1 protein-coding gene is annotated in these 507 nt (G+C 51.5%); it reads left to right on the plus strand.

The annotated features are described in order from the left end of the window. Positions 1-507 (plus strand): SulP family inorganic anion transporter (locus tag NE664_13275; protein ID MCQ4727603.1); only part of this gene is annotated, 507 nt, incomplete at both ends.

Here is a 507-nt window from a genome sequence, read left to right on the forward strand (position 1 = left end):
GACGGGCTTCATTCCCGCTCCCGTTATCACAGGCTTTACCTCCGGAATCGCCGTCATCATCGCACTGGGACAGATCGACAACTTCTTTGGTGTCACCTCAGAGGGCTCCAGCGCCATTTTAAAACTGTTAAGCTATGGCCAGCTGGGATTCCCTGTCAATATCCAGGCCGCTGCCCTGGGCCTCTTCGTTGTCCTGTTTATGGTTTTCTTTCCGAAAAAATGGAATGCAGTCGTTCCCGCTTCTTTTTTAAGTATTATTTTTGCAACGGTACTGTCCGTCATCCTGAACCTTGACATTCAGACCGTCGGAGCGATCCCGAAAACACTTTTTCTGGACACCCGGTTAGACTTATCCGCAATTACACCTGATCATCTCAGCGGATTGATCGGACCTGCCGTCAGCATCGCCATGCTGGGAATGATCGAAAGCCTGTTATGCGGTGCCAGCGCAGGAAAAATGGCAAATGTACGGCTAAACAGCGACCAGGAGCTGGTGGCGCAGGGGAT

Source organism: Anaerotignum faecicola (genome assembly GCA_024460105.1).
Lineage (GTDB): Bacteria > Bacillota > Clostridia > Lachnospirales > Anaerotignaceae > JANFXS01.